We start from the raw sequence: 21547 nt of genomic DNA on the forward strand, positions 1-21547 counted from the left end.
AGGATGACGCCTTTCCGGAAAAGCGTGAAGGGATAGCAGCTTGCAGGAGCAGATGGCGGTGCGGCCGACCACGCCGGACCGATTACGGCCGGACGCCGCCGCCTCACGAATGGTGTACGTCCGGGCGAGCGACCCGGAGGCGTTGCTCGCGGGGACGGGCGTCGAGGACGCGCTCCGCGCCGCCCTCGACAGCTGTGGCGGGGAATCCGGCGGACTGGCGGCGCTACGGCAGGACGCCGCGAGCTGGTCGGCTGCCGAAACGATCCGCCATCGCACCCTCTTCGCCGAGGCGGCCACCGAGGACGACCGCCGCGTGCTGGTGCGCCGGGCCGCCCTCGGCTGCGCACCGCTCGCCCTGGTCGCCGGCGCATGGCTGCAGTGGCTCAGCGCCCCCGGCAACGCCGACGAGCACGCCATCCTGCGGATCCTCGGCCTCTACGCCTCCGACATCGGCGTGGGCCACCCCGGGATCTCCCGGGGCAACGCCTACACCGCGCTGCTGCGCACCCTGCGCCTCTCGGACCAGGCGACCCCGCCCGGCAGCCTCGGCCAAGACGGTTCCGTCGGCGACGCCGCGTTCCACTTCCCCGGCCTGCTGCTGGCGATGAGCCGCCGCCCGGACGCCTTCACCCCGGAAATCCTGGGCGCGGACCTGTGCCTGCGCACCGTCGGCCTGCTGCCGGCCCTCGCGCCGCTGCGGGAGCTGTTCCCGGAGGCCGCGGACTGGGCGGCCATCGACCCCGGTGGCGCACGACAGCCGGGCGAGCCCTCCGGGGCCGCGCTGTGCCGGGCCGCGGTGGACGAGCTGGCCGCCACGCTCGACGACGGCGAACGGCGGATCGCAAAGGGATTCCGCTGGGCGCTGACGGAGCTGAGGCACACCACGGACGCCCTGTACGCGGAGCTCGTCGCCGCCCTCGACCCCGCGTACGAGATGGCCGAGCTGATGCGGCTGCGCGCCCGGGAGGGCGCCGTCTACCACCAGTCGTTCGTCCTCCAGGACCGGCCGCTGTCCGCATGGCTGAAGGAGGCCCGGACCGACCCCGGACCGCTGCTGCGCGTCCTGGCCGCCAGCCGGCTGGTCAGACCGGGCAAACCGGAGAAGAGCCCGCTGGTCAACGCCCTGGTCGGGGAGAGCGGCCCGATGTTCCGGGTGTTCGCCGAGGAGGACCTCGCCGTCATCCGCCGGTGGATCTCCGCACTCCCGGCCGCCGGAGACGGGACCGGAACCCACCCCGGCGCCGGGCCGAGCCCCTCAGCGGCCGTACCCGCCCGGATCCTCCAGGACCGGGCCGAGCGGGGACGGGCCGGGCAGGGACGGGCGCCGGCGGATCTGCGGGAGGCGTACCACCTTCTGCAGGGCCGCGCCGACACGCCCGCGCTGCGCCGGTTCGCCGAGGAATACGTACGGGGCTGGCTGGCCCGCTCCCGGCACGGCATCGAGCGGAGCGACCACCCGCTGCCCGCCGCATGGAAACCGCAGATGCTGCGCGCCTGGCTCGCCGACCAGCACGACCGGCACAGCGCGGAGTTCGAGGGGACCGCCGAGGCCCCGCTGCCGTCGCGCGAGGCGCTGATCGATTCCACCGTGCAGCTGGCGCCGCTGACGCTGATCGACGGCAGCTGGCTCCAGGGATTCACCGACTACGACCACGCCTCCTCCGAGATCGGCTTCTCCCTCTTCGAGACCTACTGGGACGAACTGGGAAACGGCGAGCCCTGGTTGAACCACCCGCTGATCTATCGCGAGGTGCTCGCGGAGATGGACGTGGCGCTGCCGCCCACGGGCTCGGCCGAATTCGCCCGGTGGCCCGGGTTCGAGGAGCGCTCCTTCGAACTTCCCGTGTACTGGCTGAGCGTGGGCCGCTTCCCGCGGACGTTCCTGCCGGAGGTGCTGGGGCTGAACCTGGCCATGGAACTGTCCGGGGTGGGCGGCAGCTACCGGCGGGCCCGGCTCGCGCTCAGGGAATACGGGTTCAACACCCGGTTCGTCGACATCCACAACGTCATCGACAACGTCGCCACCGGCCATTCCGCATGGGCCGCCGATGCGATCGACGCCTATATGGCCGCGCTGTCGACGCTGTCCGCCTCGCACGGGAACGGCGCCCGCGCCCAGGCCTGGGCGCGCGTGCGCACGGGCTACCGCTCGCTCAATCCCCCCTCGGGATATCTGGCGCGCCGGGCCTCTCGCCGGGTGTGGCGCACCGTCCGGGCGCGATGAGGCGCTCCGAGGCCATGTCAGCAACCACCACGCGAATACGACGGAGCGGCGGGCAGATTCATGTCTGAATTAACGCTGGGAATTTCCGCTTTCTACCACGACAGCGCGGCGGCATTGGTGAACGGCGGCGAGGTGGTGGCCGCCGCCCAGGAAGAACGCTTCACCAGGGTCCGGCACGACCCGGCGTTCCCCGCCGAGGCGGTGAAGTACTGCCTGCGCGAGGCGGGCGCCGGACTGGGCGACGTATCGGCCATCGCCTATTACGAGGACCCGGTGCTCAAGTTCCGCCGGGTGCTGGCCACGTACCTGGGCGCGGCGCCGCACGGCTACGCCTCCTTCCGGGACACCCTCCCCTCCTGGCTCTCCTGGAAGATGCGCACCCCCAAGACCCTGGCGCGCCGGCTGGCGGAGCTGGATCTGGGGCCGGTGCCCGAGATCGTCGTCCGCCGGCACCACGAATCGCACGCCGCGTCGGCCTTCTTCCCGAGCCCGTACGCCTCGGCCGCCGTGCTGTGCATCGACGGAGTCGGCGAATGGGCCACCACGACGCTGTGGCACGGGCAGGGGAAACGGCTCCGATCGGTCGCCGAAATCCGTTTCCCGCATTCCCTGGGCCTGCTCTACTCCGCCTTCACCTACTTCTGCGGATTCAAGGTCGACTCCGGCGAGTACAAGCTGATGGGGCTGGCGCCATATGGAAAGCCCCGCTATGCACAGGTCATTCGCGAGCGGCTGATCGACATCAAGCCGGACGGCTCCTTCCGGCTCGATCTGCGCTACTTCGCCTATTTGCGCGGCCAGGTGATGACCGGCCGCGCCTTCGAGGAACTCTTCGGCGGTCCGCGGCGCTCCCCCGAAGGGCCGCTCACGGAGCGGGAGTTCGATCTGGCGGCCTCCGTGCAGGCGGTGACCGAGGAGGTGGCGATCCGGCTGGCCCGCCATGCGCACGAGGTCACCGGCGAGTCGAAACTGTGCCTGGCCGGCGGTGTGGCCCTCAACTGCGTGGCGAACGGCAAGGTGATCGAGGAAGGGATCTTCGACGAGGTCTGGGTCCAGCCGGCCGCCGGTGACGCCGGGGGCGCGCTGGGCGCCGCGCTGGCCGTGACGGCGGAGCGCGGCGCGGTACGCCCGCAGGCGGGCACCGGCGGGGACGCGATGTCCGGCGCACTGCTGGGGCCCGCCTTCTCCGACGACGAGATCGCCGCCGAGCTGGATGCCCAGGGCGCCGTCTACACCCGGCTCGACGAGGACGTGCTGGACCGCGCGGTGGCGGCCGAACTCGCCGAAGGGAAGATCGCCGGCTGGTTCCAGGGACGTATGGAGTTCGGCCCCAGGGCACTGGGCGCCCGGTCGATCGTGGGCGATCCCCGGGATCCGGCGATGCAGTCCGCGATGAACCTCAAAATCAAATTCCGGGAATCCTTCCGGCCGTTCGCCCCCTCCGTGCTGGCCGCGGACGCCAAGGACTATTTCGAGCTGGCGCAGGAAAGCCCGTACATGCTCGTGGTGGCCAAGGTCGCGGCGGCGCAGCGGCTGGCGGACGGCGATTCCGACGAGGTCACCGGCCTGGACCGGCTCGGCGTGCAGCGGTCGACCATTCCGGCCGTCACCCATGTCGACTCCTCGGCGCGGGTGCAGACGGTGACCGAGGAGGCCAACCCCCGGTACCACCGGCTGCTGACCGCATTCAAGGAACGGACCGGCTGCCCGGTCCTGGTGAACACCTCCTTCAACGTGCGCGGCGAACCGATCGTGCACACCCCGCGCGATGCCTACACCTGCTTCATGCGGACCCATATCGACCTGCTCGCGATCGGCGGCTTCCTGCTGCGCAAGGAAGAACAGCCGGAGTGGCGCGAGGACGGCGACTGGCGCACCGACATCCCGCTGGACTAGCCGGAGGAGCCCGGAGCAGGCCGGAGAAGTCCGGAGCACGCACCCCCGCGAAGCCCCTTGAAGGAGGACACCCCCATGCGCGCCGTACAGAGAGCGCTGCTCGCCGTCGTCTACGGACCGCTGGCCCTGGCCGGCCTGATCGTCTGCGCGGTCCGCGATCCGCTCAAGCGCCGGTGGAACCCCCGGGCGACGACCTACTGGCACCTCACCCGCAGCTGACCACCGCATCGACCCGGAGCGCTTCCGGAATCGTCGACCACCAGGAAGGAATGCTCCGCATGGCCGCGAGCAGCGTCATCTACAAGACCATCGACCAACAGCCGGCGTGGGCCGGCGGCGGCACCGGGGTGTGGCTGGAGGACCGCGACGGCAAGCGCTATCTGGACACCTGCGGCGGCGTCGGGGTGTCCAGCCTGGGGCACCGGCACCCGCGGATCATCGAGGCCGTCGCGCGCTCCGCACACGACCTGGCCTGGGCACACGCGGGCGCCTTCACCTCCGCGGCCGCGGAGGAACTCGCGGCGCTGCTGGCCGGCTGGTCCGGCGGACTGTCGCATGCGCAGTTCCTGTCCGGCGGCTCCGAGGCGATGGAACTGGCCCTCAAGATCGCGTACCAGTACCACGCCGAACGCCGCGACACGGACCGCACCCTGGTGATCTCCCGCCGCCAGAGCTATCACGGCAGCACCATGGCCATGCTCGCCATATCCGGCAACATCCAGCGCCGCTCCGTCTTCGAACCGCTGCTGGGCCCCGCCGCATTCGTCTCGCCGTGCTACGAGTACCGCGACCGCCTCCCCGCCGAATCCACCGAGGATTACGCCGAGCGCCTGGCCGCCGAACTCGACGCGAAGATCCGCGAGGTGGGCCCGGAAAACGTCGCCGCCTTCACGGCGGAAACGGTGGTCGGATCGACCAATGGCGCCGTACCGGCGGTCCCCGGATACCTCAGCCGGGTCAAGGAGGTCTGCCGGCGCCACGGCGTCCTGCTGATTCTCGACGAGGTCATGGCCGGCCTCGGCCGGACCGGCCAGCATTTCGCCTACCTCGACGACGACGTCACCCCGGACATCGTGGCCGTCGGAAAGGGCCTGGCCGCGGGCTACGCCCCGATCTCGGCGGTCCTCGTGTCCCCGCAGGTCCTGAAGGCGCTGGGCGAGGGATCGGGAGTTCTGCAGAACGGCCAGACGAACGTCAACCACGCCTTTGCCTGCGCCGTGGCGCTGGAGGTCCAGCGGACCATCCACGACGAGAATCTGCTCCAGAGCGTACGCAAAAGGGGCGAGCAGCTGCGGAGTTCGCTCGCCGAGCGGTTCGCCGGCAATCCGGCCGTCGGCGATATCCGGGGCCGCGGGCTGTTCGTCGGGGTCGAGTTCGTGGATCCCGAGGACGGCCGTACGCCGCTCGAAGGCGGCGGAAGGCTCGTCGCCGCCATCAAGCGGGAGGGGCTGCACCGCGGCGTACTGCTCTATCCCGGCTCCGGGACCGTCGACGGACAGCGCGGGAACCACGTGCTGCTCGCGCCGCCGTTCATCGCCGACGCCGACGAGATCGAGGAAATGGTCGCCCGCCTGGGCGGAGTGATCGAGGCCTGCCTCTGACAGCGGGCGCGCGGCACCACCCGAACACCACGGCACGGCAAGGAAAAGGCGAGAAAGGCGAACAGCATGCGGAACGACCGGGACCCCTTCGAGACGGCGCGCTCCTTCACGGGCTCACTCGTGGCCCTCGTCACCCCGTTCAACCAGGACGGCAGCATCGACTACGGCGCCCTGTCCGAGCTCATTGCCCGGCAGGAGCAGAACGGGACGGCGGGAATCTTCTTCCTCGGCGTCGCCGGTGAGGGGGCGACCCTCGACGACACCGACTTCGCCACCTTCGCCAAGACCGTCCTGGAGGCGGACCGCACCCTCCCGTACTTCATCGGCTGTACCGGCACCTACACCGGTCATGCGCTGCGCCGCGTGCAGATAGCGGCCGCACACGGCGCCGACGGCGCCATCCTCACCGTCCCCGCGAACATGGGCCCCAACCAGGAGCAGGCGGCCCGCTACTTCCTGGACATCGCCGACGCCACCACGATCCCGATCGGCACCTTCAACAACCCCGCGCGGCTGCTGACCGACCTGGACACCGCGACGCTGCTGGAGATCCTGGAACACCCCAGGATCGTGCTGCACAAGGAAGGCTCGCCGCGCACCGGCCAGATCGGCGCCATCCTGGCGGCGCAGCGCGATGTCTGCTTCCTGGCCGACGACAGCCCCGACCAGGACATCCTCACACCGGCCCTCGCCCGCGGCGCCCAGGGCATCGCCAACGCCACGGGAAATCTGCTGCCGCGCGAACTCGCCGCCCTGTCGCGGCCCTGGAAGAACTTCCGGGGCGTCGAGGAGTTCCGCGAGCTGCACTCCCGGCTGATCCCGCTGATCAATTTCATGTACGGCTTCCGCAGCCCGATCGGCATCAAGTCCCTGATGAACGCGGCGGGGCTGCCGGCCGGACGGCTGCGGCAGCCGCTCACCCCGCTCTCCGAGGAGCAGACCAGGACCGGACTGACCCTGCTGCGGGAATACCTCGACGCCTGCGAGGAGCTCGGTGCTTCGGGCTCGTCCGTGACCGCCTTCGAGAAGCTGCCGCGGGGCTGAGCATGGCGCACGTCGTTTTCGTCGACAGCGGTCCGGCCTACCTCCCGGCGTTCGCGCGGGCCAAGGAACTGGGTCACCACGTCACCTTCGTACGGGCCCGCGACATCTCCATGCTCCAGGAGACGTCGACCTCCGAGGAACGCATCGCCGAGGCCCTGGAACGCGTCGACCAGGTCGTCACCCTCGACGCGCTGGAGGCGGAGCTGGAAGCCGCGATCGGCCGGATCCATCGCGCCCGTCCGGTCGATGCGCTCCTGACGACGTCCGAGCTGGCCGTGCTCCCCACGGCGCGGGCGGCGGAGTCGATCGGCGTCCGGGGCACCCCCGTACGCCATCTCGCCCAGGCGGCCCGCAAGGACGCGTGCCGCGGACGGCTCCGGGAGGTCGGCCTCCGCTCGGCCCGCCACGCCACGGTGACCAGCGCCGAAGAGGCCCGGCTCGCGGCCCGGGAACTGGGATTCCCGCTGGTCATCAAGCCCAGCCGCGGGGTGGCGAAGGAGGCCGCGGGCGTCATCCGCTCGGACGGCGAACTCGACGCGTACTTCGCCGAGCTGAAGGCCTCACGAGCCGTCAGGAGCAAGGCCCTGGACGCCTTCATCGGCGCCGATCTGCTGATGGAGAGCTATCTCGAGGGCGACCTCTATTCCGCCGAGGTCGTGGCGCAGGGCGGCGACCCCCGGGTAGTGATGATCACTCGTCGCGAACGGGCCGTGCACAACGAACTCTTCGAGGTGGCCGCGCTGATGCCGTCGGGCCTGCCGGAGGAACGGGCGGCGGACGTCGCGCACTACATGCGGGACATCTTCCGCGAGCTGCGCCTGACCGTCGGCGTCTACCACGTCGAATTCATCATGACCGAGGACGGCCCGACCCTCGTCGAGATCAATTCCCGGATGATGGGCGGCTCGTCGCCGACCATCTACCAGCACGTCACCCGGGCCGACCCCTTCGAGATCCTGATCCGGGAGCATCTCGGCGAGCCCTGCGCGGCCCCCGCCCCGCCCTTCGGACGCGCGGGGATCGTCGTGGTGTTCGGGAGCGTGGCGGGCGGGGTCGCCCCGCCGGACATCGAGCGGCGGGTCGAGCGCATCCGGGACAGGTACCTGCCGCTGCGGTACGCGGTGGGTCTCCGCAACGGCGGGCGCATCCGGAAAATGGCCGGGAACTTCAGCGCGCTCGGCTACTTCTGCCTGCCCGCGGCCACCGCCGACGAGGCCCGTGCCCGCGGGCTGGAGCTGCTGTCCGACATGGAGGACGCCTGCGAGCTGCCGTTGGCGAGGTACCGGTAAATGCCCGCTCCCGGGACGCCCGCTCGCCGGATGTCCGCCCTCCTCCCCGACGGCGGCCCGCGCCGCCTGATGGCGCTGTCGATCCTCATCAACATGCTCGGCTGGGGGATCTATCTGACGGCGGGCGTCCTGTACTTCACCCGGTCCGTGCAGCTGCCCGCCGCCCAGGTGGGCGTCGGACTGAGCGTCGCCGGCGGCCTGGCCCTGGCCGCCGGCGTCCCCGTGGGCCATCTCGCCGACAGCCGGGGAGCGCGCGGCGTCTACCTGGGGACCCTGGCGCTCGGTGCGGTCGCCACGGCCGGGCTCTGCCTGGCGGAAACCTTCTGGTCGTTCCTCCTCTTCGCCTCGCTGGTCGCCATCGCGCAGACCTCCGGCCCGGCCGCGCGGGGGCCGCTGATCCAGCGGTACGGGGGAGAGCGGCCGGCGGAGTTCCGCGCCTATCTGCGCGCGGTCGCCAACATCGGCATCTCCGTGGGTGCCCTGCTGGCCGGCTGGGGCGCCCAGATCGACACCCGAAGCGCGTACCTCCTGCTGATCGTGGGCAGCGCCGCCTCCTGGGCGGCCGGTGCGGCGCTGGTGTTCTTCCTGCCCGCGGCGCCGCCGGTACGGGCCGCGGCCGGGCCGCGCTGGCTCGCGCTGCGCGACCGGCCGTATCTGGTGCTGACCGCCCTCGACGGCATCATGGCCATGCAGTACCGCGTGCTCACCGCGGCCGTACCGCTCTGGCTGGTCGACGAGACCTCCGCACCCCGCTGGTCGGTCTCGGGCGTGATGCTGGTCAACACCGCTCTGGTGGTGCTCTTCCAGGTCCGCATGAGCCGGCGCGTCGACACCGCCCGTACCGGGGGCATCGCCTTCCGCCGCGCCGGCTTCGCCTTCCTGGCGGCGTGCGTCCTGCTCTCGGTGCTGCCCGGACTGCCCCCGTGGCTCGCCCTGACCCTGCTGCTGGGCGCGGTCGTGGTGCACACCCTCGGCGAGCTCTGGCAGGTCGCCGGCGGCTTCGAGATCTCCTTCGCCCTCGCCCCCGCGCACGCGGTGGGCCAGTACCAGGGCCTGTTCGGCATGGGCTCCGGGCTGGGCGTGGCGATCGGCCCGGTCGTGCTGATCACGCTCTGCGTGGAGTGGGGGATGCCGGGCTGGTGGCTCGTGGGCGCCCTGTTCGCGGTGACCGGCCTGCTCACCCCGGCGGCCGTCCGCCGGGCCGAACGCGACCGCCGTCCCACCACAGCCGAGGCGGCGACAGACGCCACCAACGCTCCGTCAAAGAGCCCCGGTTGACCGAAGCCCGGTCGAAGTCCGCCCCTCGCACCGGCCGACCGAGCCGCAGACCGGGACGGAAACTGATGAGGCGCCCGATCCGATGGACCGGGCGCCTCATTCAACAGCGGTAGCGGAGGGATTTGAACCCTCGGTGACTTGCGCCACACTCGCTTTCGAGGCGAGCTCCTTCGGCCGCTCGGACACGCTACCGAGAGAGAGCTTAGCCCAAGGGGGCCCGTGCGCCGAAATCGGATTACGGCGGAGCGGCGTGCGGGGTCGTGCGGGGGCCTGCCCCGGGGGTCAGCGGTCGCGGAAGAAGGCGGTGAGGAGGGCGGCGCAGTCGGCTTCCAGGACGCCGGTGATGACCTCGGGGCGATGGTTGAGGCGGCGGTCGCGGACGACGTCCCAGAGGGAGCCGACCGCGCCGGCCTTGGCGTCGCGGGCGCCGTAGACGACGCGGTCGACGCGCGAGAGCACGATCGCGCCCGCGCACATCGTGCAGGGCTCAAGGGTGACGAGGAGGGTGCAGCCGGTCAGCCGCCAGTCTCCGGCCCGTCGCCCGCCATCGCCCCCGCCGGACGTGCGGTGCGTCGCTTCCTCCCGCAGGGCCCGCGCGGCGGCCCGCAGGGCCAGGACCTCCGCGTGCGCGGTCGGGTCGCCGGTGGCCTCGCGTTCGTTGTGGCCGACGCCGAGGACGGTGCCGTCGGCGGACAGCACAACGGCGCCCACCGGGACGTCTCCCGTCCCGGGGGCGCGGGTGGCCTCGTCCAGCGCCCGCCGCATGGGGACGATCCAGGGATCGCGCAGCGGGTCGGGCGCGGGGGAGGGGGCAGGGGTGGATGGCGGGACGGTCATGTCCCCAGTGTCGGGTACGTGACCTGGGGCGGGCCCGCTGCCGGGCCCGGCCGTGCTCAGCGCACCGCTTCCAGGACGTCCGTGCAGCCCAGGGATTCGGCGATGGTGCCGAGCGCGTCGCCGTTCAGGGCGAGCAGCTCCGTCTCGTCGACGCCCAGGTCGGCCAGGAGCGTGCCGTCGCCGAGGGGGCCGATGGTGGCATGGTTCCCGGAGCCGTTCACCGCCTCAATCATGTCGTCGTCAACGTCGTCGTCAGCTTCCGGTTCGCCGTCCTCCGTGCCGTCCAGATTGAGGCTGTCGAGGTCGTCCGCGTCATCGTCGTCGCGTCCCAGCAGCTCGTCGGTCAGCATCGCTCCGTACGAGCTCCTGGCGGCAGTGGCGGCATTGGAGAGGAAGACCCGGGGGTCGTCCTCGCCATCCACGCGGATGACGCCGAACCAGGCGTCCTCCTGCTCGATGAAGGCCACCACCGTGTCGTCGTCGACCGCCGCCTCTCGGGCCAGATCGGCCAGATCGGCGAGGGTCTCCACATTGTCGAGCTCCATATCGCTCGCTTCCCACCCGTCTTCGGTGCGCGCGAGCAGTGCGGCGAAATACACCGTGCCTCTCCCACCTGTCATAGGTCCGGGCCGGGCGGGGGCGACGCTGATGCGCCGCGGGTCCCGCCCCCTCGGAATCGTGGCAGAAACATCGCGCTCGCGCGGGGTCTTCGACGCTGCGTCGTGCGGAGGTTGTGAGAGATGTCGCTCACGTGCCGCAGCGCAGTCGGGTGCGCGGGGCGTACGACGGCCCACATTCTGCGGGCATGTGCCTGCAGAATGTGCGCGGCTATCCGCGAAATGTGCGCATCCGCAGCGCCTGGCGCATTCGGGCGGCCCGCGCGCGTCGCGGCTGGACGCGTTCCCACAGCTCCTTGGCATCCTGCCGCTCGCGCAGGAATTGGGCCCGGCGCCTGCGCCGCGCCACCTCGCTCTCGATGTCGCGGGCGGCGCTGTCGGCCGCGGGCGGACGGTCGGACACGCGCCCCCACCCCCTCCTCTCGCGCCGGACGAGAAATGACACCTTTGTGCCTACTTTCCCCCTTTCCCCTCATCCGGCGCCACCGCGGCGCCGGATGAGGGGCGGGCGCCGGGCCCCGTCACGGTGGGCGCCGGTGGCCTTTGGCTCGGTTACTGTCGATGCATGCGGATCCACGTCGTCGACCACCCGTTGGTGGCGCACAAACTCACCACTCTGCGCGACAAGCGCACCGACTCCCCCACCTTCCGGCGGCTCGCCGACGAGCTGGTCACCCTGCTCGCCTACGAGGCCACCCGTGATGTGCGCACCGAGCAGGTCGACATCGAGACCCCGGTGACGGCGACCACCGGCGTTCGGCTGTCGCACCCGCGCCCGCTGGTCGTACCGATCCTGCGGGCCGGCCTGGGCATGCTGGACGGCATGGTCCGGCTGCTGCCGACCGCCGAGGTCGGTTTCATGGGCATGGTCCGCAACGAGGAGACGTACGAGGCGCACACGTACGCGACGCGGATGCCCGACGACCTCTCGGGCCGCCAGGTCTATGTCGTCGACCCGATGCTGGCCACCGGCGGGACGCTGGTCGCGGCGATCCGTGAGCTGATCAAGCGCGGTGCGGACGATGTCACCGCGATCTGTCTGCTGGCCGCGCCGGAAGGCGTCAAGGTCATGGAGAAGGAGCTGGCCGGCGCGCCCGTGACGGTGGTCACCGCGGCGGTCGACGAGCGGCTGAACGACGACCGCTACATCGTGCCGGGTCTGGGCGATGCGGGCGACCGGATGTACGGCACGGCCGGCTGACCGGCCGTCCTCTGCGGCTGAACAGGCACATGGCACGCACTCGGGCCCGGTACGCATCGGCGTACCGGGCCCGAGTGCGTGGTGCCGGGGACGTCAGCAGGTGGCGCGATGCGCGGGCGGCGGGGACGGCTTTGCCAGCGCGGTCAGGGCCTTCTCGGCGTCCTTCGCCGTGGTCAGGTCCTTGAAGGCGGTGCCGATGATCAGGTCGATATCGGCGCCCTTGCGGTTGTCGGTCTTCTGCGCGGCGCCGGTGAGCTGGGTGGCGAGCACCTTCAGCGGGCCGGTCGCCGCGGCCTTCGGGCCCAGCACTATCCCGGCGCCCTTGACCTGCTTGTCGTAGGCGGCGGGGGCGTTGCCCACCTTGCCGATCTTGAAGCCGCGCTTCTCCAGCTCGTCGGCGGTGCGCTTGGCCAGCCCGGAGCGCGGGGTGGCGTTGAAGACGTTGACGGTCAGCGCGCCCGGCTTGGGCAGTGGCTTGCGGGCGGCGGCCCTGGCGCGTGCCTGCTCCGCCGCTTCCGTCCGGGAGGCGCATTTCTTCTTGCCCGGGGCGGCCTGGGCCGTACTGCCCTTGCCCCCGAAGACGTCGATGAGCTGCAGCGATCCCCAGCCGACCAGGCCGAGTACACAGGCCGCGGCCACAACGGTGAGGACAATGCGGCGACGGTGTCGGGGACGGCGCATCCGCGGGTACCTGTCGCCCGTGATGCGGTACTTCTTACCGCCCATGCCCGGGGGCGTCAGCATGCTCATGTCCGCAGCGTAGTGCGGGCCGCGAGCCATGCCTACTAGATGATCAGCCGGTGGTGTACGAGGCAACCCGAACGGGTCAATGCGGCACGGGGTGAACAGGTCAATTCGGGCATGTCGATGGCGCGGAGGGCGTCATTCCGCTGCGGTGCTGCCGTCCAGTTCGAGCACCCGGGCGTGCAGCACCTGACGCTGCTGAAGGGCGGCGCGCACCGCGCGGTGCAGCCCGTCCTCCAGGTAGAGATCGCCCTCCCACTTCACGACGTGCGCGAAGAGGTCGCCGTAGAACGTCGAGTCCTCGGCGAGCAGCGTCTCCAGGTCGAGCTGCTGCTTGGTCGTCACCAACTGGTCGAGGCGTACCGGGCGCGGGGCGACGTCCGCCCACTGGCGGGTGCTCTCCCGGCCGTGGTCGGGGTACGGCCGCCCATTTCCGATGCGCTTGAAGATCACACGGAAAGCCTACCGGGCGAGCGGTGGGAGGCGCAGCCATGCCACAGGAGCGTAAAGGTGATCAATAGCCGCAAAACAGGAGTGATCATGAGCGACGGCCCTGCACGGGGCCGTTCTTCGGGTAACCGGAAATCGACCCGAAGGGGGTACGGCGGGCGGGATCGTGCGGGCGGGTGTTCGTGCCGTTCACCACTTCAGGGCGGCCTCGCGGCGGCTCTGCCAGTAGGTGACCTCGGCGGTGCGCGGGTCGACCCGGACCGGGGGACCGCTGTCCAGCCCGACCTGGCAGGGGGCGGTGTGGGGGACGAGCGCGACGCCGAACTGGGAGATCTTCTCGCCGCCGGGTGCGCCGTCGGCGGAGGTGGTGATTCCGGCGTAGGCGGTGGCGTCCGGGGCGAGGGTGATGACGGTGCCCGGATCGCTGGCCCCGATCGCCGGGGTGATCGCCCGCTGTCCGGCGCCGAGGCGCAGCAGCGGGTACGGCTGGTCGGCGAAGTCGCAGGGCCGGTCCGAGTAGTTGGTGACGGTCAGCAGCATGTGGTGTGCCGGGTGCCGGACCCCGCGCGCATGGAACCGGAGCATTTCGGGTGTGCAGGCGACGCGGGCGCCCGGGGCCGGCTGCCGGGGCGGGTCGGAGGGCCGCGTCGGGGCGCCGGGCCGGCTGCCGCGGTCGTGATGGCAGGCGGTGACGGACAGGACGGCGGCGGCCATCAGCGTGACGGCGGCGATGCGGCGCCCGGCGGTGGCGGCATGCGGCATGGGGTCCCCCGGGGCGGGCGCAGCTGGGTGATGGGGACACGATCCTCCGCGGGGGCGCTGGTGAACGGCTAACGCGCTGCTAACGCGGGTGTTCGGTGGGGCGGGGGCTGTCGGCGGGGGTGCGGGACGGGGAGGGGACGGTCGTGGGGGTACCTCCCTTGCCGTCAGGGCTGTGGGAGAGGTGCGGGCCCGGATGTGTGGGGGTGGCGGAGGGGGGTGGGGTGGAGGGGGGCCGGGCGGAGGTGGCGGAAGGGGACGGGGTGGCGGACGTCGCGGGAGGGGACGGGGTGGGTGTGGGGGCGACGGGGGTCGGCGGGGCCGCGGGGGCGGGCCGGGGCGCGGGGCGTACGGGCGGGTCCTCGGGGGTGAGGGCCAGATAGCCGAGCGCCACCGCGGCGGCCGCGGCCAGCGGCAGCCCGAAGCGCCGCAACCAGGGCCGGGCGAGCGCCGCCCGGCCGCGGCGCAGATGCGCACCCGGCGGCTCGGCGGGCCGCAGGTCCCGTACGGCGACGGTGGCGGCGCGCGCCGCGAAGGCCCGCCGCAGCCGGTCCTCGACGGGACGCTCGGGCTCGCTGCCGGAGCCGTTCATGCTCTCTCCTCCAAGATCTTCTCCAGGGCGTCCAGGGCGCGGCTGGCGAGGGACTTCACCGCGCCGCGGCTGATGCCGAGGGTGTCGGCGATCTGGGCCTCGGTGAGATCGCCCCAGTAGCGCAGGACGAGGACCTCGCGGCGGCGCGCGGTCAGGCCGCTCAGTGCGGCGAACACCTCGCGGTGCTCCTCGGCCAGCACGATGCGCTCCTCGGCGGACGGTGCGTCCGCCTCGTACGGGGGTGTGTAGTCGCGGGCCGTACGGCGGCGGCGCAGCACCGAGCGGGCGGCGTTGACGACGGCGGTGCGCAGGTAGGCGAGGGCGTTGTCGACCTCGCCGAGGTGGTCGCCGTGGCGTTTGTAGAGCGCGGCGAACGCGTCCTGGACGACGTCCTCGGCGGTGGCCCGGTCGTCGACGAGCAGGACGGCCAGCCGGACCATGTTCAGGCGTTGTGCGTGGTACAGCTCGCTGATCGTCGGGCGGTGGGGGGCGTACCCGGCGTGCCCCGGGGCCGCGTACCGGGGGTCGCCGGTCCCGGAATCCGCGGGGGCGGGCGCCGGGCGGGCGGTGCGCAGCAGCCACCGCCACAGGGCATACCGCGGCCCCGGTACGGCGCGCCGTACCGGGGCGATGCGTGGGGTGGCGAACGCCATCAGGGGCGTCAGGCGCGCCGGCGGCGGACCACGTAGAGCGTTCCGCCGCCCGCGGCGAGCAGCGCCGCGGCGCCGCCGCCGAGCGCGTAGGTGGTGGCGGGGGAGGCGCCGGTGTGTGCGAGCTCTCCGTCCTTGGGAGCCGGTGTGGCACCGGACTTCGGGGCCTGGCTGGGGGCCGGGCCGGGGCGGGAGGGGGTCGCGGTCGGCTTGGGGTGGGCCTGGGTGGGCTGCGGGGAGGGCGGGACGCTGGGCCGGGCGGTGGGGGCCGGGGTGCCGTCCGGCGCGGGCGACGGGCTCGCGGACGGGGGCGCGGTCGGGGCCGGGGCCGTGGGGCGCGGCGACGGGGAATCGGCGTGCGCGGTGGCGGCCGTGGGCAGTGCGGTGAGGACGAGCGCGGCCAGCAGCCCGGCGCCGGAGGCGCCCCGGAGGCGGGTGCGGGCGGCGCCGGGCCGGTGGCTGCGGGTGGTGCGGATGGACTTCACAACGGGCTCCACGTTCTTCGACGGGGCGGCGCCTGATGGCGCCCTCACCCCTCACGACGTCCGGCCGAGGGGGAGGTTGCCGACCCGTACGAAAAATTTCAGCCCACGCTCTGCAGCAGCTTCTCCACGGCCTTGACCCGGTCGCTCAGCTCCGTCAGCCGCTCGTTCGTCGCCTGCTGGGCGGCGGCGATCTGCTCGGCGAGCTTGCGGTACTCCGCCAGCGCCGCGGCGTCCGCGCGATGCCGCTGGAGCTTGAAGTACGAGGTCACGATCGCCACCACCGAAACAAAGGCGATCGTGATGATGGCTATCGGGATGATGGTGCTGCCGTCCATGTATGCGTCCCCCTAGGGTCGTTCAACCGACGTCGTCGCCCCGGTCGCGTCCTCCTGGAGGGCGGCGAGGACGGTGGCCACGTTCAGCTTCAGCTCGAACGGGGCCAGTTCGAAGTACTTCAGTGCCTTGCCGTCGTCGGACAGCTCCAGCCGGCCCGCGACCAGGCCGGCCTTCTCCAGCCGGTCCAGGTGCATGTAGAGCAGCGGCCGGGACATCTCCAGCCGGCGGGCCAGTTCGCTGACGTACAGCCGGCCCTCGGCCAGTTCGCCGATCACCCGCAGCCGCTGCGCATGTCCCACGGCGGACAGCAGGGCCAGCAGCTCCTCGCTGTTCATGGCCCACCTTCTTGCCGTTCCGGACGCCTGTCAGCGGAGGTTTTCGCATGCCTGGACGGGCTGTCAAGCGAGTCCGCCGGGCTCGCCCACTCCGATCTTACGGTTGACGCCTCTCACCAACACCTGTAATTCTCGACTTACATGCGTCAGCGGCAGTGTCAGTGTCCTCGCCTGTCCGCATGAGTTCTCGCGTCCGGTGGGGGGCGCGGCATCACGTCGAAATCACGTCGAAGGAGCTGGGCACATGAGGGGGAGGGATGAGGCCGTGGCACAACGGTCGATCGCCGTACGGATGGCGGGCTGGAGCGCCCGGCATCCCTGGCGCGGGCTGGCCGTATGGCTGGCGTTCGTGGTGCTGTCCCTGGGGGTGGGCAGCATGCTGGGCACCCACAGCGCCACCGCGGACGACCACCGCACCGGCGAGGCGGGCCGCGCCGAGACCATGGCGGCCCAGGGGCATCTGGACCATGAGCCGGTCGAAGAGGTGCTGATCTCCGCCCGGTCGGGCCCGCTCGACCGGGCCGCCGCCGATGCGGCCGTACGGGACATCACCGCGCGGATGCACAAGCTGCCCGAGGTCAAGCGGGTCGCGCCCGCGGTCCGCAGCGCCGACGGCGGCACGCTGCGGGTCGAGGTGACCCTGCACGGCAGCGACGCGGACGCCGATAACCATGTCGCGCCGCTCGTCGCCCAGACCGAGGCGGCGCAGCGCAGCTACCCCGGACTGCGGGTGGAGGAGAGCGGCAGCCCGTCCATCAGCGTGGGCGTGGACACCCAACGCGGCGACGACCTGGCACTCTCCGAAGCGATCACGCTGCCGATCACGCTGCTCACGCTGCTGGCCGTCTTCGGATCGGCCGTGATGGTGGCGGTGCCGGTGCTGCTCGCGCTGACCTCCATCGCCGCCGCCGTCGGCCTGTCCATGATTGCCTCGCACGTCGTGCCGGACGTCGGCGTGGGGATGAACATCATCATCCTGATCGGCATGGCCGTGGGCGTCGACTACACGCTCTTCTACCTCAAGCGCGAACGCGAGGAGCGGGTCCGCTCGGGCGGCCGGCTCGGCCCCGAGGCGCTGGTGGAACTGGCCGCCGCCACCTCCGGCCGGGCGATCGTCGTCTCCGGCTTCGCCGTGATCGTCTCCACGGCCACCCTCTACCTGGCCACCGACGTCATCTTCTCGTCCCTGGCCACCTGCACCATCGTCGTCGTCCTGGCCGCCGTGCTCAGCTCGCTGACCGCGCTGCCCGCCCTGCTGGTCACCATCGGGCGGCGCGCCGAACGGCGGGCCGCCCGCCGCGTCGCCCGGACCGGCGTCCGGCGCGCCGCGAAGGACCACGCCGAGGCCGGCCGGGTCTGGACCGCGCTGCTCCGCCCCGCGAGCAAGCACCCGGCGATCACCCTGTGCGTATCGGTCCTGCTGATGCTGGGGCTCGCGGCCCCCGCGCTGGGCATGCAGCTGCGGGTCCTCAACAAGGACAGCCACTCCCGCGAGATCCCCGCCCTCCAGGCGTACGACCGGCTCGTGGCGGCCTTCCCCGAACTGCGCATCCAGCACCAGGTCGTCGTGCAGGCCGCGCCCGGCGACGCCGGTCAAGTGGCGGGCGCGCTGAAGGAGTTGGCGCGGAAGGCCGAGCGCGATCCGCTGTACGCCAAGGGCGTGAAGCCGACCGTACGGGTCTCGGCGGACCGCCGGACCCACGCCATGTACCTGGCCGTACCGCACAAGCTCAGCTCACCCGAGGCGCTCGCCTCGCTCGACCACCTCCGCAAGGACTATCTGCCGTCCACCGTCGGCAAGATCGCCGGAGCCCGCTTCGCCGTCACCGGCGATGTCCCGCACGACACCGACTACCTCGCCCATCAGGACGAGAAGCTCCCCTTGGTCGTGGGGATGCTGCTCCTGCTCACCTTCGTCCTCACCGCCCTGGCCTTCCGGTCCCTCGTCCTCGGGCTGATCGGCGTGGTGCTCAACCTGCTGTCCGCGGCGGCCGCGTTCGGCCTGGTCGTGGTCTTCTTCCAGCACGGGCTGGCCAGCACGCTGTTCGGCTTCGACCCGGCGGCGACCAACGCCATCGGTTCCCGGGTGCCGCTCTTCCTCTTCGTCATCCTCTTCGGGCTGTCGATGGACTACCAGGTCTTCGTCGTCAGCCGGATCCGCGAGGCCGCGCTCGCCGGCGTACCGACCCGGCAGGCCGTACTCCAGGGCACCGTCACCTCCGCCAAGGTCGTGACCAGCGCCGCCGTGGTGATGGTGACGGTGTTCGCCAGCTTCACGCTGCTGCACCTCGCCGAGATGAAGCAGATCGGGTTCAGCCTCGCGGTGGCGGTCCTCCTGGACGCCTTCGTCATCCGGGTCCTGATCCTGCCGGCGGCGCTGACGCTGCTGGGCGGGGTGACCTGGTGGCCGTCGCGGGGCATGCGGCGGGCACAGGAGCGGGCCGTGCCGGCCGGCGACTCCCCGGTGCGGGCGCTCGCCTCTCCCTGACGCGCTCACTTCTCCTTGAGCAGCGGGGCGATCATCTTGCGCAGGACGTCCTCGCTGACCGGGCCCAAGGTCCGGGCAGCGGGACGTCCCTGCCGGTCGAGGACGACCGTGGTGGGGATGAGCTGCGGGTTGATGCTGCCCTTGGGGAACCGCAGCAGGAGCTTGCCGGACGGGTCGGACAGGCTCGGGTACGACACTTTGTGCCGCTCCTCGAAGCCGACGGCCTGCGGGGTGTCCGGGTCACGGGTGTTGATGCCGACGAACCGCACGCCCTCGCCCCGGGTGCTCCTGGCGACCCGTACGAGGTTGGGGGTCTCCGCGATGCAGGGGCCGCAGGTCGAGCTCCAGATGTTGACGACGACGACCTTGCCCCGGTAGTCGGCGAGGTCCAGGGGCTTGCCCCGGGTGGTGGTGCCCGAGAGGTCCGGCGCCGGTCGGCGCTCCGCCACGGGGACGGTGACGATGCCGTCCTTGCCCTGGACGGAGTCCGGCCGGCGGTCGGCGCCGCCCTCGGGGGCGCCGGGGCCGCAGGCGCTCAGGACCGCGGCGCCCGCGGCGACCGTCAGAAGGAGGCCCGCACGGCCGCGACCGTACGGGCGGACGGCGGTGCGGGTGAGGCGGGCGGGGCGGGTGCGGCGGGCGCTCATCCCGGCAGTCTTGCACGGCAGTTGGCCGGTTCCGCGGGCGGTACGCATCGTGCCCGGAGCGGTCTTTGCAGGCCGCCCCGGGCACGGTCGGGACGCGGTCCCGGGAGGATCAGATCGTGGCCGTGTCGATCACGAAGCGGTAGCGCACATCGCTCGCCAGCACCCGCTCGTACGCCTCGTTGATCCGGTCCGCGCTGATCACCTCGATGTCCGCGGCCAGGCCGTGCGCACCGCAGAAGTCGAGCATCTCCTGGGTCTCGCGGATGCCGCCGATCATCGAGCCGGAGAACGACTTCCGCCCCGGGATCAGCGCGAACGGCGCGATCGCCAGCGGCTTCTCGGGCGCGCCCACCTGGACCAGGGTGCCGTCGGTGCGCAGCAGACCGAGATAGGCGTTGATGTCCAGGTCGGCGGAGACGGTGTTCAGGATCAGGTCGAAGGAGCCCGCCAGCGCCTCGAAGGTGGCCGGGTCGGACGTCGCGTGGTAGTGGTCGGCGCCGAGCCGCAGGCCGTCGTCCTTCTTGCGCAGGGACTGGCTCAGGACGGTGACCTCCGCGCCCATCGCATGCGCGATCTTCACGCCCATGTGGCCGAGGCCGCCGAGGCCGACGACCGCGACCTTCTTGCCGGGGCCGGCCTTCCAGTGGGCGAGCGGGGAGTAGAGGGTGATGCCGGCGCACAGCAGCGGGGCGGCGGCGTCCAGCGGGATGGACTCGGGGATGCGCAGCGCGTAGTTCTCGTCGACGACCAGGTGGGTGGAGTAGCCGCCGTAGGTGGGTTCGCCGTCCCGGCCGATGGCGTTGTACGTGCCGATGTTGCCGGACTCGCCGGTGCAGTACTGCTCCAGGCCGGCCCGGCAGTTCTCGCACTCCCGGCAGGAGTCGACGAAGCAGCCGACGCCGACCCGGTCGCCCGCCCGGTAGCGGGTGACCGCGGAGCCGACCTCGGCGACCACACCGGCGATCTCATGGCCGGGGACGATCGGGAAGTTCCCGCCGTCGCCCCACTCGGCGCGCACGGTGTGGATGTCGGAGTGGCAGATGCCGGCGTACTTGATGTCGATCAGGATGTCGTGGGCACCCAGCTCGCGGCGCGGGATGGTGGTCCGCTCCAGCGGAGCCTTCGGGGCGGGTGCGGCGTACGCAGCGACAGAGGTGTGGGTGGTCATGGCATCGAGCGTGCGCCACACCTTGGCCGGTAACCAGTGCCCCCTTGTACGTATGTCCGGCGTGCCTGGTTCCGGCAGAACCACCCACCGGGCCGATTGCCTGACGCGCATGCGTACGTCCGGAGATGTACCGGTTCACACGGGGAGCGCTGCCGTGTCGATCCCTCGCGCGCCGTGCGAATCGGCGCTATCCCCGGCCCGATTCCGCCGAGTTGGCGATCCGCGCCCGCAGTACCCCGGCGATCCGCTCGCACCAGTCGCGCGTCTCCCGCTCGAAGCCGAGCCCGTACAGACACGTCAGATACGGGCCGATCCGCTCGCCGCGCGCCAGGAACTCCTCCTCGCTCGCGGTGCCCCGCATCCGCGCCAGCAGCTTGCCGAAGAGGTCCACCTTGGCGTCGGCGATCCGGGCCCGTTCCGTCAGCTGCTCGATCACCGGCGCGGCATCGGTCCGGTCCGCGGCCTGCACCTTCACCAGCAGGTCGTCCCGGATGAACGTCGGCTTGGAGGGGGCCGTCGCAAACCGCTCCAGCTCGGCCAGGCCCGCCGCGGTGACCTGGAACAGCCGCTTGTTCGGCCGGGTTTCCTGGACCACCTGGCGGCCGGCGACCAGGCCCTCCGCCTCCAGCCGGGTCAGCTCGGCGTAGAGCTGCTGCGGCAGCGCGTGCCAGAAGTTGGCGACGCCGACGTCGAACGCCTTGGCCAGCTGGTAGCCGCTGTACTCGCCGTCGAGCAGCGCCGCCAGCACCGCGTGCTTGAGAGCCATTCCGGTCACCCCTTTCTCGGGCCACCCCTTTCCCGGGCTTCCCATAATCAAGAATCTGACTAATCATATCCGTGAGTAGCGAGTGCGCAGTAGCCAGTGCGCAATAGCCGGTGCGCAGCAGGCGGTGGATGAGCCGGAGA

23 protein-coding genes and 1 tRNA gene are annotated in these 21547 nt (G+C 71.8%); 9 read left to right on the plus strand and 15 right to left on the minus strand.

Features of this window, described 5'->3' with window-relative positions:
* Nucleotides 1-40 precede the first annotated feature (40 nt).
* The 7 genes from AC5677_RS20695 to AC5677_RS20725 all read left to right on the plus strand — a co-directional run bounded on the left by AC5677_RS20695 (nt 41) and on the right by AC5677_RS20725 (nt 9332).
* Nucleotides 41-2224 (plus strand): iron-containing redox enzyme family protein, encoded by a 2184-nt coding sequence (locus AC5677_RS20695; protein WP_497189404.1) that lies wholly within the window; start codon nt 41-43, stop codon nt 2222-2224.
* Nucleotides 2225-2284: 60 nt separating this feature from the next.
* A complete protein-coding gene (locus AC5677_RS20700; protein ID WP_497189405.1) occupies nt 2285-4120 on the plus strand; it encodes a carbamoyltransferase family protein in 1836 nt (611 codons plus the stop codon).
* A gap of 75 nt (nt 4121-4195) precedes the next feature.
* Entirely contained in the window at nt 4196-4339 is a 144-nt protein-coding gene (locus tag AC5677_RS20705) for a hypothetical protein (RefSeq protein WP_497189406.1), read from the plus strand.
* Nucleotides 4340-4398: 59 nt separating this feature from the next.
* The gene (locus AC5677_RS20710) at nt 4399-5721 is read left to right on the plus strand and encodes an aspartate aminotransferase family protein (protein ID WP_497189407.1); all 1323 of its coding nucleotides are present in this window, start codon (nt 4399-4401) and stop codon (nt 5719-5721) included.
* Nucleotides 5722-5787: 66 nt separating this feature from the next.
* Nucleotides 5788-6765 (plus strand): dihydrodipicolinate synthase family protein, encoded by a 978-nt coding sequence (locus AC5677_RS20715; RefSeq protein ID WP_497189408.1) that lies wholly within the window; start codon nt 5788-5790, stop codon nt 6763-6765.
* A gap of 2 nt (nt 6766-6767) precedes the next feature.
* Entirely contained in the window at nt 6768-8054 is a 1287-nt protein-coding gene (locus AC5677_RS20720; RefSeq protein WP_497189409.1) for an ATP-grasp domain-containing protein, read from the plus strand.
* Nucleotides 8055-9332, plus strand: coding sequence for an MFS transporter (locus AC5677_RS20725; RefSeq protein ID WP_497189410.1), 1278 nt, complete (start codon nt 8055-8057; stop codon nt 9330-9332).
* A 107-nt stretch (nt 9333-9439) separates the two neighbouring features.
* On the opposite strand, the gene AC5677_RS20730 is transcribed toward AC5677_RS20725, so the two are convergent.
* The 4 genes from AC5677_RS20730 to AC5677_RS20745 form a co-directional block, all read right to left on the minus strand.
* Nucleotides 9440-9524, minus strand: a tRNA-Ser gene (locus AC5677_RS20730).
* Nucleotides 9525-9614: 90 nt separating this feature from the next.
* A complete protein-coding gene (locus AC5677_RS20735; RefSeq protein WP_497189411.1) occupies nt 9615-10169 on the minus strand; it encodes a nucleoside deaminase in 555 nt (184 codons plus the stop codon).
* A gap of 56 nt (nt 10170-10225) precedes the next feature.
* Entirely contained in the window at nt 10226-10768 is a 543-nt protein-coding gene (locus tag AC5677_RS20740; RefSeq protein ID WP_497189412.1) for a tRNA adenosine deaminase-associated protein, read from the minus strand.
* Nucleotides 10769-10997: 229 nt separating this feature from the next.
* Entirely contained in the window at nt 10998-11189 is a 192-nt protein-coding gene (locus tag AC5677_RS20745) for a hypothetical protein (protein WP_497189413.1), read from the minus strand.
* A 162-nt stretch (nt 11190-11351) separates the two neighbouring features.
* Between AC5677_RS20745 and upp the strand changes: the two genes are divergently transcribed.
* Nucleotides 11352-11987 (plus strand): uracil phosphoribosyltransferase, encoded by a 636-nt coding sequence (upp, locus tag AC5677_RS20750; protein WP_497189414.1) that lies wholly within the window; start codon nt 11352-11354, stop codon nt 11985-11987.
* A 93-nt stretch (nt 11988-12080) separates the two neighbouring features.
* Here upp and AC5677_RS20755 read toward each other — a convergent pair whose 3' ends face one another.
* From AC5677_RS20755 to AC5677_RS20790, 8 genes are all read right to left on the minus strand, one after another.
* Nucleotides 12081-12737, minus strand: coding sequence for a LytR C-terminal domain-containing protein (locus AC5677_RS20755; protein ID WP_497189415.1), 657 nt, complete (start codon nt 12735-12737; stop codon nt 12081-12083).
* 132 nt (nt 12738-12869) lie between these two features.
* Entirely contained in the window at nt 12870-13184 is a 315-nt protein-coding gene (locus AC5677_RS20760; protein WP_400069364.1) for a type II toxin-antitoxin system VapB family antitoxin, read from the minus strand.
* A 186-nt stretch (nt 13185-13370) separates the two neighbouring features.
* Nucleotides 13371-13943, minus strand: coding sequence for a DUF4232 domain-containing protein (locus AC5677_RS20765; RefSeq protein ID WP_497189416.1), 573 nt, complete (start codon nt 13941-13943; stop codon nt 13371-13373).
* 79 nt (nt 13944-14022) lie between these two features.
* Complete coding sequence (locus tag AC5677_RS20770) at nt 14023-14532, minus strand: hypothetical protein (RefSeq protein ID WP_497189417.1); 510 nt, start codon at nt 14530-14532, stop codon at nt 14023-14025.
* The gene (locus AC5677_RS20775) at nt 14529-15185 is read right to left on the minus strand and encodes an RNA polymerase sigma factor (RefSeq protein ID WP_497189418.1); all 657 of its coding nucleotides are present in this window, start codon (nt 15183-15185) and stop codon (nt 14529-14531) included. The genes AC5677_RS20770 and AC5677_RS20775 overlap by 4 nt, the downstream gene beginning before the upstream one ends.
* An 8-nt stretch (nt 15186-15193) precedes the next feature.
* On the minus strand, nt 15194-15667 hold the full coding sequence (locus AC5677_RS20780; RefSeq protein WP_497189419.1) for an LAETG motif-containing sortase-dependent surface protein: 474 nt from the start codon (nt 15665-15667) through the stop codon (nt 15194-15196).
* A gap of 98 nt (nt 15668-15765) precedes the next feature.
* Nucleotides 15766-16002 carry a hypothetical protein gene (locus AC5677_RS20785; protein WP_497189420.1) on the minus strand — a complete coding sequence of 79 codons (237 nt, stop codon included), beginning with the start codon at nt 16000-16002 and terminating at the stop codon, nt 15766-15768.
* A gap of 12 nt (nt 16003-16014) precedes the next feature.
* Nucleotides 16015-16338, minus strand: coding sequence for an ArsR/SmtB family transcription factor (locus AC5677_RS20790; RefSeq protein ID WP_497189421.1), 324 nt, complete (start codon nt 16336-16338; stop codon nt 16015-16017).
* 244 nt (nt 16339-16582) lie between these two features.
* Between AC5677_RS20790 and AC5677_RS20795 the strand changes: the two genes are divergently transcribed.
* Nucleotides 16583-18826: an MMPL family transporter gene (locus AC5677_RS20795; RefSeq protein WP_497189422.1), complete on the plus strand. Its 2244-nt coding sequence runs from the start codon at nt 16583-16585 to the stop codon at nt 18824-18826.
* A gap of 5 nt (nt 18827-18831) precedes the next feature.
* Here AC5677_RS20795 and AC5677_RS20800 read toward each other — a convergent pair whose 3' ends face one another.
* The 3 genes from AC5677_RS20800 to AC5677_RS20810 all read right to left on the minus strand — a co-directional run bounded on the left by AC5677_RS20800 (nt 18832) and on the right by AC5677_RS20810 (nt 21407).
* Nucleotides 18832-19473, minus strand: a complete 642-nt coding sequence (locus AC5677_RS20800) for a TlpA family protein disulfide reductase (protein WP_497189423.1) — start codon at nt 19471-19473, stop codon at nt 18832-18834.
* Between the two features lie 109 nt (nt 19474-19582).
* A complete protein-coding gene (locus AC5677_RS20805) occupies nt 19583-20641 on the minus strand; it encodes an NAD(P)-dependent alcohol dehydrogenase (RefSeq protein ID WP_497189424.1) in 1059 nt (352 codons plus the stop codon).
* Between the two features lie 187 nt (nt 20642-20828).
* Nucleotides 20829-21407, minus strand: a complete 579-nt coding sequence (locus AC5677_RS20810; RefSeq protein ID WP_497189425.1) for a PadR family transcriptional regulator — start codon at nt 21405-21407, stop codon at nt 20829-20831.
* Nucleotides 21408-21547: the final 140 nt, after the last annotated feature.

The sequence above is a fragment of the Streptomyces sp. JLSY215 genome, assembly GCF_059682825.1.